This window comes from uncultured Psychromonas sp., from assembly GCF_947489755.1.
In the GTDB taxonomy this organism is placed as follows: domain Bacteria; phylum Pseudomonadota; class Gammaproteobacteria; order Enterobacterales; family Psychromonadaceae; genus Psychromonas.
In genome coordinates this window covers 40,413-56,159 of sequence record NZ_CANLFB010000006.1, presented here as the reverse complement: position 1 = coordinate 56,159, position 15,747 = coordinate 40,413, and the positions used below count along the sequence as shown (strand labels likewise).

General features: G+C 37.0%; 11 protein-coding genes and 1 pseudogene. 6 read left to right on the top strand and 6 right to left on the bottom strand.

Annotated elements, in window-relative coordinates; genetic code table 11:
- Positions 1-189 precede the first annotated feature (189 nt).
- The 4 genes from Q0794_RS04940 (at position 190) to Q0794_RS04925 (ending at position 5,627) form a co-directional block, all read left to right on the top strand.
- Complete coding sequence (locus Q0794_RS04940; RefSeq protein WP_298940606.1) at positions 190-1,230, top strand: acyltransferase family protein; 1,041 nt, start codon at positions 190-192, stop codon at positions 1,228-1,230.
- 453 nt (positions 1,231-1,683) lie between these two features.
- Positions 1,684-2,712: a hypothetical protein gene (locus Q0794_RS04935; protein WP_298940605.1), complete on the top strand. Its 1,029-nt coding sequence runs from the start codon at positions 1,684-1,686 to the stop codon at positions 2,710-2,712.
- 23 nt (positions 2,713-2,735) lie between these two features.
- A complete protein-coding gene (locus tag Q0794_RS04930; protein WP_298940604.1) occupies positions 2,736-3,353 on the top strand; it encodes a hypothetical protein in 618 nt (205 codons plus the stop codon).
- A gap of 249 nt (positions 3,354-3,602) precedes the next feature.
- Positions 3,603-5,627: an EAL domain-containing protein gene (locus Q0794_RS04925; RefSeq protein ID WP_298940603.1), complete on the top strand. Its 2,025-nt coding sequence runs from the start codon at positions 3,603-3,605 to the stop codon at positions 5,625-5,627.
- 745 nt (positions 5,628-6,372) lie between these two features.
- On the opposite strand, the pseudogene Q0794_RS04920 reads toward Q0794_RS04925, so the two are convergent.
- The 4 genes and pseudogenes from Q0794_RS04920 to cmoA all read right to left on the bottom strand — a co-directional run.
- Positions 6,373-8,286, bottom strand: a pseudogene (locus Q0794_RS04920) (sodium:proton antiporter); the annotation flags it as partial.
- 397 nt (positions 8,287-8,683) lie between these two features.
- Positions 8,684-9,277, bottom strand: a complete 594-nt coding sequence (locus Q0794_RS04915; RefSeq protein ID WP_298940602.1) for a CoA pyrophosphatase — start codon at positions 9,275-9,277, stop codon at positions 8,684-8,686.
- 289 nt (positions 9,278-9,566) lie between these two features.
- Positions 9,567-10,553 (bottom strand): tRNA 5-methoxyuridine(34)/uridine 5-oxyacetic acid(34) synthase CmoB, encoded by a 987-nt coding sequence (gene cmoB / locus Q0794_RS04910; protein ID WP_298940601.1) that lies wholly within the window; start codon positions 10,551-10,553, stop codon positions 9,567-9,569.
- Positions 10,554-10,603: 50 nt separating this feature from the next.
- The gene (gene cmoA, locus Q0794_RS04905) at positions 10,604-11,335 is read right to left on the bottom strand and encodes a carboxy-S-adenosyl-L-methionine synthase CmoA (protein WP_298940600.1); all 732 of its coding nucleotides are present in this window, start codon (positions 11,333-11,335) and stop codon (positions 10,604-10,606) included.
- Between the two features lie 170 nt (positions 11,336-11,505).
- Here cmoA and aspS point away from each other — a divergent pair, with 170 nt between their 5' ends.
- Positions 11,506-13,296, top strand: a complete 1,791-nt coding sequence (aspS, locus tag Q0794_RS04900) for an aspartate--tRNA ligase (RefSeq protein ID WP_298940599.1) — start codon at positions 11,506-11,508, stop codon at positions 13,294-13,296.
- Positions 13,297-13,461: 165 nt separating this feature from the next.
- On the opposite strand, the gene Q0794_RS04895 is transcribed toward aspS, so the two are convergent.
- Complete coding sequence (locus Q0794_RS04895) at positions 13,462-13,593, bottom strand: hypothetical protein (RefSeq protein ID WP_298940598.1); 132 nt, start codon at positions 13,591-13,593, stop codon at positions 13,462-13,464.
- Between the two features lie 584 nt (positions 13,594-14,177).
- The gene (locus Q0794_RS04890; RefSeq protein WP_298940597.1) at positions 14,178-14,663 is read right to left on the bottom strand and encodes an Hsp20 family protein; all 486 of its coding nucleotides are present in this window, start codon (positions 14,661-14,663) and stop codon (positions 14,178-14,180) included.
- A 678-nt stretch (positions 14,664-15,341) separates the two neighbouring features.
- On the opposite strand from Q0794_RS04890, the gene Q0794_RS04885 reads away from it, so the two are divergent.
- Positions 15,342-15,692, top strand: a complete 351-nt coding sequence (locus Q0794_RS04885) for a hypothetical protein (protein WP_298940596.1) — start codon at positions 15,342-15,344, stop codon at positions 15,690-15,692.
- Positions 15,693-15,747: the final 55 nt, after the last annotated feature.

Sequence of the window (15,747 nt, the reverse complement as noted above, 5' to 3'; positions counted from 1 at the left end):
GTTGTGCGTAGTTCAAGGCAAATTGTTGAAGTAATAACTGGTTATTGGGAAATAATTTAACGACGAAATTCGCTCAAATAGTTGTGTTGTATCGCTTTTCTTATCCGGAACTGAGGTTAACCACTTATCATTGCAAGCCTAGGAGCAAGTAGGTACTCTATTTTTAATTAAGTTAATTGGATTATTAGTATGTCAACAAAGCGCACATCGATATTTTATATAGATTTTTTACGCTTTATCGCCGCGATAGCAGTGATTACTATTCATGTATTGGGACCATTTCGTTTTTTATATGGGGAAATACCAGAAGGGGAGTGGCTTGCCGCCGCTGGTTTGAACAGTTTAACGCGCTGGGCGGTGCCTGTTTTTATGTTAATTAGTGGGGCATTATTGCTTTCTACAGAAAGAGCTTTTCAGTGCGAGCATTACCTCACTAAACGTTTAAGTAAAGTGGTGATCCCTTTTATCGGCTGGACTATTATTTACGGGCTAGTGGCCGGTTTTATGGTTGATGATGTGTTTACTGGGCAATGGGTGAGCGGTACTGCTATTGATGTCTTAAAAAATGCGCCTGTGGATCCTGTTTGGTACCATTTATGGTTTTTCTATGACTTTATTCCCTTATATTTTGTTATTCCATTTCTAATTCCATTATTAAAAAAAGCATCACCTGATCATATTAAATTAGCCTTATTTAGTTGGGCCATCTTATTTATTATGCATTGGTTAAAAGTGGGCAGCTTTTTACAGCAAAATTTAGTGTTATACAGCGGTTATCTCGTTTTGGGGTGGTACTTATTTAACCGAGACAATCGACCACAATTAAATCTATGGCTGATGGCTGGTGTTGGTATGTTGCTACTTAATTTCTTTGGGACTTGGTCTTTGGCACATAAAACAGAGGAATATAGTTCATTCTTTATGGGATATAAAACCTTAAATACTGCCGTTATTGGCGGAATGTTATTTGTATTAGCGCAAGCTTATGCAGAAAAAATAAAAGGCAAATTGCGTACGCTGATCACACTTATTTCCACATATAGTTTGGGCATTTATTTAATTCATCCACTTTTATTAATTCCTGTACGCGAATTAAATAATGGGTTTTATACATTGTTTGGAAGTAATTGGATTGCTATTCCTATGATCACCTCGATCACATTGATCGTGTCATTAATATTAACTATCGCTTTAGTTAAAGTGCCTTTTGTTAGGCGTCTAGTGCCATAATTAATGACTTTAAATACGTTAGGTTTACCATATTAAATGTAAACCTAACGAGGAAAGGAAGAGTCAACACCTTATTCAATCATCTCTTTTTTGTATAAGCAAAACGATGTAACAGCACTATTTCGGGAGACTTCTGCATTAAATTATCTTTCATCGTTCGTTATTGCTTCCATCATTTTCCATGGATTACATAACATTAACTATGCGGCCTATTAAGTATTTATAACGGTTTGATGTTAAGTGTCATTACGCTTCCCATAATCAAAATAAAGATTTAAAAATAGTAATGCTCTATGAGATTTATCTCTCCATTTTTAATGAATATCTCTTTATGGGTAATTTTTTTGTACTATAATAAAGATTCGCAAGGCATTGTCGCCAGTGAAGCTTTAGAAATAACCTTGTTTATCCTTCTGAATCTTTAAATGTTAGTTTGAGTAAGGGTTATCTGTTATGAAGAAAAGTGACTTAAAGTGCTTAACTATTAGTCTAGTCTGTAGCTTTCTTTTTTCTCCTTTCGCATTCTCAAGTTCAGTTGATTGGGCGTTTTTAGGTGAAAATAGCCGCGGAACCATTGATCTTTCCTCAAGGACTAGCAGTAACCTTGATACTGGTGAGTTTTCTTTTTTACATGTCTTAGGGCTAGATATACATAAAGTATTTAGCAGTAGTTCCGCTGATATTGGCACCTTAATGTTCCAACCTTACCTCCTTAAATTAAATAACGTTAATAACCCTTCCTTTATATTTGATGATGGTAACGATACAAAGCTAACGTGGCGTATTGCAAACTTCAATTATACGGCGTTAAATCAAGGTAAATTCAATATTAGAGTAGGGCATTTTGAAGTCCCCTTTGGATTAGAGTATCAAATAGACACCAATGGGACACTGCGTCAACTAACGGCAGCACAACGAGGTATAAAAACCGATTGGGGACTTTCTGTTAACGGCATTCTACCTCGTTTTGAATATGAGGTTGCCCTCACTCGTGGGTCTGGTGTCGAACTAAGGAAAAAAGGCAATCCACATTTGTTTTCTGGTCGAGTCGGAACGCTTAGCAACAAAAATACAGTGTTAGGCATATCATGGTTAACCGGTGATGTTTTAGCGGCTAATGGCGTGATTGAACGGAAAAATATTGGTCTAGATGCTTCCTATTATTATTATCAATGGCAGTTTATGGCTGAATCATCTATCGGAAAAGTGGCAGGTAATAATACATTAAATGGTTTTGTAGAGTTACTTTGGCGTAACGCGAAAGAAGATTTATCAGTCTATACTCAGCTTGAATACCAACGTGCTGAAATTGATTATGCAGTGAGTAGTAAAAGTGATTCAACAAGTTATTGGGCCACAGGTGTACAGTGGGTCAACGATGATGGGTTTGATATTAGTGCACAGTATAAACAAAAATTAAAAGAAGCAGAGGGGGTCAATATTGATCCTACTTTGAGTGTGCAATTGAGATATAGAATGTAATGGTAGACGTTATGGTAGGTGCTATGAAACGAAATAAACTGTATGGATTAATTATATTACTAACAGTAGAGATCTTTACACTTTCTTCTGCTCATGCTGCATTTTGTTCGTTAAGAGACCCTGTTTCTGCTATTCAAATATTGTATCAAGGTGATTACCAATTTCGTTCATTAATCGCCACTGTGACGGAGCAAGATAGATTAGCGGTTAAAGAGAAACTGCCTTTTACTCTGCATAAAAGTGAAGTGAGTAAACATACTTTATACTTACTGTATAAAAACGGAGAGCATGCTGGTTTTTTGCAAGCTCGTTCAGAGTGGGCTAAATGGGGATTAATAGAAATTGCATGGGCTATCAATTTAGATAGAAGTTTAAAAGGGTTTTATTTTCAACGCTGCCGAAGTCCTGAGTGCAACGATACTGTTATGAATAATATTAATAAACACCTCCATAATAAAAGTATTGAACAACTGATGTTATTTCTTTCTGCTGACGGAGAAGCTTTGTCTGAATCAGGGGAAAGTGCATTTTCAACCTCACCAATAATTGCATTATTAGTACTACGTTCAGCATTAAAAACATTAGCAATTACAGATATTAGTTGGGCTAAAGATATCGAGAAAATTGAAGCGGGTTATTGATTAATTTATATAACCTCCATGTTGGTTAATAGAAGCATCATTTTTCCTAACTTAAATATATTTTTATCGTCAGTACCGTTCGTTCTGTGTGATTAAAGGTAAATTATTGAAGCAAGAACGGATTATTAGGAAATAGTTTAAGACAGAAGTTGGCTCAAATAACGGTGCGATAACGCTTTGCTTATTGGAACTAAGATTACATATAAAAACGATAGATAATTGAATGCACATATACATTAAAGGTATTGAATGAGAATAAGAAGCTATTTAGCCATACTTGTTTTAGCCTGTTTACTTGGTGCTTATTTATTAGAGCAAGTAATAGGGCATCACTTCAATCATGTTCAAATATTAGCGAGTAAACACAATGAAAGTCTTTTACGAGCAAAAGATTTCGAACGTATTGAAAGTAGCACCTCGCAATTTTTAGTCTCTACCGATCTAGTGATCGCGTCAGGTAATACCTATTTGATTTTGGGTACAAAAAATATGGGGGATTACATTAATGCTGAGTTATCAAAAATAAAAAGTGTAAACCTTTCTTCTGAACTTAATGCTGAAATTAACAAAGCGATTATTAATGTAAACAAAATTAATGCTTACCTTGATATTATCGCAGATGTACCTGAACAAGAACTCATTGCCTATTTAAGTCAGTTATTACCTGATTATGATGCAGTCAGTTTACCTTTAGTAAATTGTATTCAATTTATGATGCTTGAAACAAAGAATACTATTAACCAAGACGCACTTGTTTTAGAAGATGAACTCAATTTTATTGTCGTTTTTGCTTGGGTTTCTCGTGGCTTTTTCTTTATATTAATTATTGCGGTTTGGTGGTGGGCAAATAGAAAAATTTGCAATCCATTAAATGGTTTGATTGATTCGTCACATAAAGCATTGGCTGGGTATGATTTTCAATCTACGGAAAAGGCACCCACCGAGATTATCGCATTAAGTAATGACTTTAAATTATTAACACAAACATTATCCCATCAAGCCTCCCACGATCCGTTAACAGAGCTTTATAATCGTCGTGCTTTCGAGCGTAATTTAAATGAAGTGATGAAACATAATGAAGTCAATTTCATGCCTGAACAACAAAATTGGTTTTTATGTTTTATCGATCTAGATTATTTTAAAACGATTAATGATACCTGTGGGCACGCAATAGGTGATCAGGTATTAGTGAATGTAGCCCGTATCCTTAAACAAAAAGTACGCAGCTACGATACAGTCGCCAGGTTAGGCGGGGATGAGTTTGCTATTTTAATTCACCGCTGTACAGAACAAAAAGCGCTAGAAATCGCGAATCAAATAAAACAAAGTATTAACCAATTAACTTATCACTGGAATGGAGAAGATTTTCAATTAAGTGCCAGTATCGGCATTGCATCGAGAGTCTGTGAAAGTAGCGTTACAGAGTTACTAAATTCAGCTGATATCGCTTGTGGAATGGCAAAAAGTTCAGGTAGAAATACAGTGTGCCTTTTTGAAAATACTCAACAAGATTGCACGAATAACAAACAAACTTTATTGTCAGTACACCATTTAAATAATGCATTGAACAATGATTTATTTGTTCTCTACAAACAAGATATAGTGCCTCTTCAGCGACAAAAAGTAGGTAAAAGCTTTGAAATATTATTAAGAATATTAGGCAACGATGGACAATTGATTGGCCCTGCTGACTTTTTACCTGTCGCCGAACGCTATTTATTAACGAGTAAAATAGATCGTTGGGTGATTAATGCTGTTTGTGAACATTTTAAGTCTCATTGTGATCAGCTTGAGTCCATTGAAACAATTGCCATTAATTTATCTGGTCATTCATTGACAGACAATGATCTAGAAGCGTTTATTATCGATAAGCTTACTCACTGTGTAGTACCTGCGAATAAAATATGTTTTGAAATCACAGAAACAGCGGCCATTAAAAATATAAACCGTGCACGGTTGTTTATGAAAAATATAAAAGCATTAGGTTGTCAGTTTGCGCTTGATGATTTCGGTAGTGGGCATTCTTCATATGCTTATATTAAGCAATTACCAACGGATAAAATTAAAATAGACGGGGCGATTGTCGCTAATATGATGACTAATCAAATAGACTTTACCGCAGTTAAGTCTATTTGTGATATAGGTAAAGCAGCGAAACAAGAAATCATTGCAGAGTTTGTGGAAGACAGTCGCTTAGTTGAGGTGTTGACCGCACTGGGTGTCGACTATGCACAAGGTTATTACTTTGCTAAGCCCGTGCCTCTTGCACCGTAATCGCGCCTGTTGTGATGTCGTGATGCTTTGATATAGTGTTGCACTGATGAAGTCGAGATTGTAATAAAAGCGATGTAAGAGACTGTAATAAAAACTATCTAATCGTTTATTTCTATTTCTATTTCTATTTGTGTTCTGGTGCCTGTATCTATCTCTTAATTAATAATGCGACGAAGCGCTCTATTAACCTTTTTAGGTCTGTCTCTTTCTTGTGAGTTAACAAAAAGGCCTATATAAAAATCAATTTATATAGGCCTTTATTCTACGATATTTTAACGTATTTTAGTGGTTACTCATCTTTCTTTTTATCGTCACTAATGTTTTTATTTTTACTTCTAACATCATGCTCAACATTTACCATTGTATCGCTAGTTTCAGTTTGTTCAGTGGTTTTTACTTTCTCAGTCAACGCTTCTGCTTCAATACGTACTTTTTCAATCGCCTGTTTCTCAGTTAATGCTTCAGCTTCAATACGTGCTTTTTCAATGGCCTGTTTCTCAGCTAGTGCTTCAGCTTCAATACGTGCTTTTTCAATCGCTTTTTGCTCTGCTATTACTTCAGCTTCTAGACGCGCTTTTTCAATGACTTGTTTCTCAGCTAGTGCTTCAGCTTCAATACGTGCTTTTTCAATCGCTTTTTGTTCGGCTAATGCTTCTGCTTCGAGGCGCGCTTTTTCAAGGGCTTGTTGTTTGGCTAGTGCTTCTTCTTCACGACGCACTTTTTCGATTGCACGTTGCGCAGCTTCTTCAGCCTCTTTAACGGCTCGAGCTTCAGCAGCTGCTTGTGCCGCCGCTTTAGCTTCTGCCTTGGCTATTGCTTTCGCTTTACGCTCTGCTTCTTCGTCTATTGCGCGTTGAATAACCGCTTCGTCTTGCGCTTCTTGCGGCAATAAACTAATCAATTCAATGCCTACAGGGAAATTCATTTTCCCTTCCCCTGAAACAACCGTCACTTTGTCTTCTTTTGTTATATACAGCAATGGCATAGCCGTTTCACCATAACGTCTTTTAAAGCGTTCAAAGGTAAAGTTTTCGGTAATATTAGTGACTTTTAATATGGCGCCTTTAGCCATCAAATTCACTATTTTGGCATAAGAAATATTTTCACCAAATAAGCTTAAACGTTTCAAATAAGATTCAGATAACTGATGACGTGCGCTTGCAATATCTGCGTTATTTAAACCATAGACACTATCGATGCCTAATACATCTTGAAAATGGAATGTCACCAATGGGTTTAATTGGCGGTAAGGCGACATCACTAACACACGTCCAATACCACTTAAATCCATGTAGTTTGTTGCATGTTCTGAAGCAGGGTTACCAAAGTAAACAGGGATATTTTGCATACGTGCTTTACGAATACTGTCCCAGTTATTGTCCGTTAGGATCACTTTAATATCTCTTGATATTAATAGTGTTGCTAATTCTCGAGAGAACTTAGAAGCGCCAAACATCAATAACCCTTCGTTAGAGCCTTCTTTAACACCTAAAAACTTAGCCCAAGGCCCTGCAGTTAAACTTTGCACGACCACTGTACCGATAATAATTAAAAACACTAAAGGTACAATTGAGCTTGCGCCTTCTAAGCCAACTGATTCCAGTTTGATAGCGAATAATGATGAAATAGCGGCTGCGACAATACCGCGAGGTGCAACCCAACTCAAAAACCATTTCTCTTTCGAGGTGACGTTAGTACCAATCCCTGAAATCCAGATGCTTAATGGACGCGCGATAAACATGACAACAAGCAGAACACCTAAGCCTCCCCAGCCTAGATCTAACATCGCACTCGAATCCAGACGTGCCGCAAGCAAAATGAATAATGCTGAAATAAGCAATACGGTTAAGGTTTCTTTGAACTCCAAAATATCAGCAATATCGACGCCGCGCATATTCGCCAACCAAATTCCCATGACTGTTACTGTTAGTAAGCCTGACTCTTCTTGTAAAATATTCGATGCAACAAAAATACCGAGCATAATTGTTAATACTGCGGTATTGCGTAAATAATGCGGAAATAAATTCTTTCTGATTGATAAGCCAGTTAAATAACCTGTAATAATACCTAAGCCAAACCCAATTAATAACGTTAAACCCAATGCATATAAAACATGTGATGTGGGATCTGCTGTCACGGCAATATATTCGAAAACCAATACGGCCAGTAAAGCACCGATCGGGTCAATAACAATTCCTTCCCAGCGTAAAATGCTCGCTAAATTAGATTTTGGCTGCACGGTACGCAGCATAGGTACAATTACGGTGGGGCCGGTTACAACGACTAATGCACCAAATAACATCGCTATTAGCCAATCAAACCCTAAAATATAATGTGCGGCAGGGGCAATACAAGCCCACGTAATAAAAGCACCAATCGTCACAAGATGCGACACCATACGACCATGCTCTTTAATCTCTTTAAAGTTCAGGGTCAATGCACCTTCAAATAGAATAACGGCTACACCTAGGGAGATAATTGGGAATAATAAGTCGCCAAAAATAGCATCGGGATCTAATACGCCAAAGCCCGGGCCCAGTATTAAACCGCATAATAAAAGAGGTAATATCGCTGGTAAACGTAGCTTCCAACCTACCCATTGACACAAAAGCGACAGCACACCGATTAATGCCAGCATACCTGTGATGTGTTCAACCATGTTTCTTTCCTTTTCCAATCATTGCTAAAACAATGTTTATTATTATTTAATGCAGCTAGGGTAATACGTAATATGTGCCTGACTGTACTTTTGAATTATATTTTGTCATGTTACTGACTACGTAAATCACCCTAAAGTAGGGGGATTAATTTTGAAACTATTATTTTAGATGTCTGATTACGCTATCATTTCTTTATTAAGTTTTTATTTTATAGCGTTGGGTTAATATTATTCACGAGCATCACAGAGAGTATAGTGATGCTTTCAATTATTTATTAAATTAACTTTGATGGTTAATGACAAAAATGACTACCCCTATATACGTATAATAATATAGAAAGATCTTATATGGGTGTTTTAAAAAAATAACTTACATCAAGTGATGAAAGTCATGGGTTTAACGATGTAAGTGTCGTTGTAAGTTAATCAACATTTGCGCAGTCGCCCCCCAAATTAAATGATCCTGATAAGCGCAACAATAAGTAAAATGACGCCTTTTATTTGCAACCAAATGCTGCTTGGTAAAATTTTTCCTGTTTAATAAAAATGAAAAGGGCACTTCAAAACACTCTTTGACTTCATGACGATCGATAATTACTTGCTCACTATTCCCTACAAAGCCAATAAAAGGGGTGACGTGATATCCCGTTGTGGTTGTTAACGGCGATAAATGACCAATGAGTTGTATGCTGTTTTGCGCAATACCTATCTCTTCATGCGTTTCACGTAATGCTGTATCTGCTAAAGAACCATCACTTAACTCATGTCGCCCACCGGGGAAGCTAACTTGTCCTGCATGGTGCCTTAAATGCAATGCACGTTGCGTTAATATCATGTGTAAACCATTATCTCTTTGTATTAGCGGCATTAATATCGCCGCTTTTTTTAATGGTTTTTGTTGTGTTAACTGTAATTGTGCAAGGTGAGTAGAAGGGGCGGTTGAGTTTGCTTGTTGTAACATGAATCGGTTAAGAAAGTGTTGTTTGTTCATACGTTGTATCACCTCCTTTATAAATTGCTTAACTATTGTTTATTTATAGCCGTTATTTCATTACGTTATGTTCATGTCTGTTTATTAAAGTAAGCCATATTTTGCTTTAATACAATTTTATTAACAGCTATTTTATAAAGTAGCTTTATGAAATGATCTTATGAAAGTAACCTGCCCATTATGATGAGATGCAATAACGCGAGGTTAACTAGTAGAGGTTTAAAGCATAAATAGGATTGAAATAAAGCCTGAAAGGTTAGTTACAAGCTAATTTATTATAGATAATTATCTAATTTAGCGGTTTAACTGCCTTTTTAGCAATTAACAAAGCACGTTTTGGCGCAGGGTGGCCTTCAACGGTTTTTGTTGGATCGTTTGGATCTAAATAATCTTCTAAAGATTCATTGGTCATCCAAGCCGTACTGCGTTGTTCGCCCGTTAACGTGTCGTTAATATCGACGATACGCACATCTTCAAAACCACATTTTTCTACCCAGAGTTTCAATGCCTCTGCACTTGGTAAAAACCAAATGTTGCGCATTTTTGCATAGCGATCTTGCGGCACTAATACATCGTCTTTATCACCTGCAATAACCAAAGTTTCAAGCACTAATTCACCACCTTCAACCAATTGATCTTGAAGTTGTGTAATATGGTCCATCGGCGATTTTCGGTGATATAACACACCCATTGAAAATACCGTATCAAAGGCTTCCAATTTAGGCAGCTCTTGAATACCTAATGGTAATAGGTGGACGTTTTGATCTTTATTCGCAAAGTGACGCACTGCTTCAAACTGACATAAAAATAATTCGCTCGGGTCGATACCGACTACAAACTCAGCACCTTCACCACGCATACGCCACATGTGGTAACCACTGCCGCAACCTACATCTAATACATAACGATATTTAAGCGGGCTGATATGCGGTAAAACACGATCCCATTTCCAATCACTGCGCCATTCAGTATCGATATGTAGGCCATGAATATGAAAAGGGCCTTTGCGCCACGGATGAAATTTTTGTAATAGATTTTCTAATTTCTTCGTTTCGCCTGTTGATAGTTCAGACCCGTTACCGATGCGCACTTCATCTTTGAGTTCGATATGGTCGGTTTTAATGTTTGGAAATTTATTTAACACACGTATCCAACTTTCTAAGGTGCCGTGAACATGAATATTTTCCCATTCATGTAACTGCGCTGGTAACGTACGTAACCAATGACTTAAGCGGTTTTTAGCAATGATGCTGTAGAAGTTATTAAAATCAATCATGTTAATGCCTTGCTGCTAATAATGTAGTTAACATTTAATAGTTTATTTGGTTATTTAATACTAAGAATCGAGCCAAAATTAAAACATTGATACCAAAGATCGTTATGTTTAAATCCAGCTTGTTGTAAGCGTTGGTAATGTTGCTCAACGGTATCGGAAATTAATACATTATCGAGAGAAGAACGTTTTTGGCTTATCTCTAATTCGCTATATCCTTGGCTACGTTTAAAGTCTAAATGTAAATCAATTAATAGCTGGTGGCTTTTCGGATCATCAAATATAAATTTTTCAGACACGACCAATACACCGCCAGGTAATAAACCATTATAAATGGTTGTTAATAAAGAAAGGCGTTTTTCCGGCGTTAAAAACTGCAAAGTAAAGTTCAATACCACGACAGATGCATTTTCAATCTTAATATTACAAATGTCATCCTGCAAAACCGTCACGGGAATATCTGATTTATAAGCTTGAATATGTTGCTTACAGGATTCAACCATTGCCGATGAATTATCGACAGAGATAATTTGGCAACCGTTCTTTTCGACCAACCCTCGACGCATCGACAAAGTAGCTGCACCCAATGAACAACCCAAGTCATACAGGTTAGAGTTATCAACCGCGCAACGTTGTGTGATCATGCCAATACTATTAATAATGTTTTCATAACCAGGGACAGAGCGTTTGATCATGTCTGGAAACACTTGCACAACTTGCTGATCAAAACTAAAGCTGTCTATTTTATCTAATGGTTGGCTGAAAATATTGTCGGTTTGGCTCATAAGGCTGCCTAATTATTAAGGTTAAACGATATTATTGATGACGTATTGCCGCGCATTTTACTCAAATTGTGTTGCTTGGTCATTTTTTTATTTAAGCGTATGACTCGCAGTGGTTTTCTTCTATAATACGTGCAATTATTTTGTAACGTATTTAAAAACAGGAATCGATGATGCGCACTATGTATTGTGGTGAAGTGACCGAAGCGAATATTGGTCAAGAAGTTGAATTAGTAGGTTGGATAAACAAACAGCGCGATTTAGGCGGTGTAACGTTTTTAGATATACGTGATCGCGAAGGAATCGTTCAAGTATTTTTTGACGGTGATACGCCAGAAGCAACAGCGGTTGCTGCCACTGTTCGTAATGAATTTTGTATCAAAATGAAAGGGCTTGTTCGTGCTCGTCCAGAAGGTCAAGTGAACAAGAATATGACAACAGGTGGTATTGAAATCTGTGGTCTTGAACTTGAAATTTTAAACCGTGCTAAACCATCGCCATTAGATAGCAACCAAACAAACTCAGAAGAGCAGCGTTTGCGTTACCGTTACTTAGACTTACGTCGTCCAGAAATGGCTGAGCGTATGGTATTCCGTTCTAAAGTCAGTAGCTTTGTACGTCGTTTCTTAGACGACAACGGCTTCTTAGACGTTGAAACACCTATCTTAACTAAAGCAACACCAGAAGGTGCGCGTGATTACTTAGTACCAAGTCGTACGCATAAAGGTCAGTTTTTTGCTTTACCACAATCTCCACAGTTATTTAAACAACTGTTAATGATGTCTGGTTTAGACAAATACTACCAAATTGTAAAATGTTTCCGTGATGAAGATTTACGTGCTGACCGTCAGCCTGAATTTACACAAATAGATATCGAAACATCATTCATGACCGGTGATCAGGTCATGGAAAAAACAGAAGAGATGGTCGTTAAACTTTTCAAAGAGATGCTAGATGTAGACCTAGGTTCATTCCCTAAAATGACTTACGCAGATGCAATGCGTCGTTTTGGTAGTGACAAACCAGACTTACGTATTGATTTTGAATTAGTTGACGTCGCTGACTTATTAAAAGAAGTTGAGTTCAACGTATTCTCAGGCCCTGCTAATGATGCAGATAGCCGTGTTGCGGTTATCTGTGTACCAGGTGGCGCAAAACTGTCTCGTAAAAACATCGATGAATACGGTAAATTCGTCACTATCTACGGTGCTAAAGGCTTAGCATGGATGAAAGTGAATGAAGTTGCTAAAGGACTTGAAGGTGTTCAATCACCTATCGCTAAATTCTTAAATGAAGAGATTGTTGCAGAGCTACTTAAACGTACTAACGCACAAGATGGCGATATCATTATGTTCGGCGCAGACAAAGCGAATGTAGTGGCTGAAGCAATTGGTGCATTACGTCTGAAAGTATCTGAAGATCTTGGTTTAATTAAAGACGAATGGAAACCACTTTGGGTAATCGAATTCCCAATGTTTGAACCATTAGAAGATGGCGCATTAACGCCGATTCATCATCCATTTACAGCACCATTAAACATGACACCAGCAGAACTAGAAGCAAGCCCAGTAGGCGCACTTTCTGATGCTTACGACATGGTATTAAACGGCTGTGAGTTAGGCGGTGGTTCTGTACGTATTCATAAACAAGATATGCAAGCAGCGATTTTCCGCATCTTAAACATCTCTGATGAAGAAGCGTTAGATAAATTTGGTTTCTTATTAGAAGCATTACAATACGGCGCTCCACCACATGCAGGTTTGGCATTTGGTTTAGACCGTATCGTGATGTTGATGACAGGTTCAAGTTCAATTCGTGAAGTGATTGCGTTCCCGAAAACAGCATCAGCGGCATGTCCGTTAACCAATGCACCAGGTTTTGCTAATCCTGCAGCGCTTGCAGAGTTGAATATTGCTGTTGTTAAAGAAGCTAAAGCTGAGAAAGAAGAATCTAAAGAAGATTAATCTTCTTTGATTTAGTTTTCTCTTTATAGAAAGGGAGGTGATGTTACTAGTGATAGTGATGTTATCTCCCTTTTTTGTTTGTGTCGTTTGTGGGTTGTGGATTGTGTGTTGGTTCGTCTACGCTCATCGGGGCTGTTTGGTGTTCATTGATTCTGTGGTGAGTGTTTATTCGTCTTCGCTCATTGGGGCTATTTGGTATTTATTGGCAGTGGTTTCACCTTGACGGCGACCAAACTTTCTTTTATCAGAAAAGAAAGTTGGCAAAGAAACTGACCACCGAATCGCTTTCTTATCCAAATAATAAATTGCTTTTATAACGCATCGGCTCTTGCTGGCCATCCATGGCCAGAACGAGCCTAAGCCAAACATCCTGTTTGGATTTGCTAAAAGCAATTAATGATTTGGGAAAGCTCAACGGTGGCCGGAGTTGTAGCCATGTTGAGTACGGTTTCATTATTAACTTAAAAGCAAAGTGTGAGTGCTGATCTGTTTTAACGCATCTGCGCTCATTTGGTCAGTATAGTGTTTACTGGCAGTGGTTTCGCTCTGTCGGCGACTTTACTTTTTCTTGGTCAGAAGAGACCTATACCTTCAAAGAACTCAAAGAAACTGACTATCAAATCGCTTTCATATCCAAATAATAAATTGCTTTTATAACGCTCCGTCTCTTGCTGGCCATCTTGAGTATGGTTTTATTGGAACTGTTTGATATTGCCTATTTCACTGATTGGGTGTCGAGCACTTTTGTAAGGTTTGATTTATGTGTGGTGTTAGCGTGGAATTCCGATTAGATTAATATTAAAGAGGCAGTCTTTACTGCCTCTTTTTCAGCATAATAACGTATATTTTATTCGTTTGTTCTTGATAAAAGCCAGTTATGTTTACGCAGCTTCATCTTTATTATTAATCACTTTTTCTTCTTTACGATGTCCTAACGCTTTATCTACCTGATTAATTGAAATCTTTTTAGGTTTCATCCTTTCAGGCACTTCTTTTACAAGGTAAATATTTAATAACCCATTAGAAAGATCTGCTCCAGTAACTTCAACATAATCTGCTAGGTTAAATTTACGTTCAAAGGTTTGATTTGGAATGCCTTGGTGAAGATATTTACGTTCCTTTTTAACCTTCTCTTTGTGACCAGATACACTCAATACGCCTTTTTCTACTTGAATATCAAGCTCATCTTGTGAAAAACCGACCACAGCCAAGGAAATCGTATAGCTATTTTCACCGAGCACTTCGATATTATATGGCGGATATGTGTTCGTTTTTGTGTCGCTGGTTAACGCATTATCAATCAATGAAGCTAAGCGATCAAAACCAACGCTGTTACGATAAAGAGGAGTTAAGTCAATTGTGTTCATAATAAGTCTCCTTAGAGTAAATAAAATAAAACAGTAGTTGCTCAGCAATATTTAATTGGCCATCGCACTACGTAAATATACTTATGGTTTTTAATATTATTTTTCAATGCTCAAATCGAAATTTTTTTATTTTTTTAAAAGGCATATTAAATTGAGCAATAAAGTTAACGTTAAAGCTTATCAATTTGGCCGTTACAGACTGGAGGAAACAGAAGATTACTTTGAATGACACTATTCACTGATGAGTCGAATACTTGCACGTTCCCACGTTCTACCGCATAGTGACTTATTGTCTACAGCCATAAGTTTTATTTGTCACTTATTAGCTGTATTTTCGTTATGTTGTCGAGAGACTTTGTTTTTCTGCATAATTTTTCATCCGCATATTTTCAGCAACAGCCATTAAAAATGGTGATTTCATAAAATACCTCTATAAATAAAATGCATGTTTATTTATGCAGTTCAGAGTGTTTGCCATCTTTCCGCCGTAAATATTGCATTTTGTCGCCTTTCTACATGACTTATATTTCATATCTTGTTTTAAATTATTGATTAAATTAACAATTGCAGTAGTCTAAGTCTATTATTAATCATTAGATATTTGTCATCTTTCCGCTGGAAAGGTGACATTTTGTTATCTAATAAGATGTTAGCATTACTTATAATAAGGAGATAAAAATGAGTGATTTGGTATGTGATGCATGTGGAGTAAAAGTTGGTTCATGGTCTGCTAGGTTTGGTGATAAAGATACTACATTTTGTAAAAAATGTTATGAGACCGATGAAGCCGATAGCGTAATCGCTAATAAGGTTGTAGAACCAAAAGGTGACGTACCTAAAAATATTGAATTAGCAACCATGAATAATACTCCATCTAATAATGAAGTTATTGTTACAGATATTAAAATGCCATTCGGCTCTATGATCGTCTTTATGGTTAAATGGGCGGTTGCATCAATTCCAGCAATGATAATCCTGTTCATTGCTTTTGGTTTTGTATCCTCAATTTTTGCAGGCTTGCTTACGTAATGCTAACAAACAAGATGTATGGACTCCCTAACCTTATCTACTAAGATTTAAGTGA

What these genes read in the sequence shown, in the direction of transcription:
- cmoB (WP_298940601.1), bottom strand. Translation starts at nt 10,553, where the DNA reads ATGATTGATTTTAATAACTTCTACAGCATCATTGCTAAAAACCGCTTA.
- Q0794_RS04890 (WP_298940597.1), bottom strand. Translation starts at nt 14,663, where the DNA reads ATGAACACAATTGACTTAACTCCTCTTTATCGTAACAGCGTTGGTTTT.
- cmoA (WP_298940600.1), bottom strand. Translation starts at nt 11,335, where the DNA reads ATGAGCCAAACCGACAATATTTTCAGCCAACCATTAGATAAAATAGAC.
- Q0794_RS04930 (WP_298940604.1), top strand. Translation starts at nt 2,736, where the DNA reads ATGAAACGAAATAAACTGTATGGATTAATTATATTACTAACAGTAGAG.
- Q0794_RS04935 (WP_298940605.1), top strand. Translation starts at nt 1,684, where the DNA reads ATGAAGAAAAGTGACTTAAAGTGCTTAACTATTAGTCTAGTCTGTAGC.
- Q0794_RS04885 (WP_298940596.1), top strand. Translation starts at nt 15,342, where the DNA reads ATGAGTGATTTGGTATGTGATGCATGTGGAGTAAAAGTTGGTTCATGG.
- Q0794_RS04940 (WP_298940606.1), top strand. Translation starts at nt 190, where the DNA reads ATGTCAACAAAGCGCACATCGATATTTTATATAGATTTTTTACGCTTT.
- Q0794_RS04915 (WP_298940602.1), bottom strand. Translation starts at nt 9,277, where the DNA reads ATGAACAAACAACACTTTCTTAACCGATTCATGTTACAACAAGCAAAC.
- aspS (WP_298940599.1), top strand. Translation starts at nt 11,506, where the DNA reads ATGCGCACTATGTATTGTGGTGAAGTGACCGAAGCGAATATTGGTCAA.
- Q0794_RS04925 (WP_298940603.1), top strand. Translation starts at nt 3,603, where the DNA reads ATGAGAATAAGAAGCTATTTAGCCATACTTGTTTTAGCCTGTTTACTT.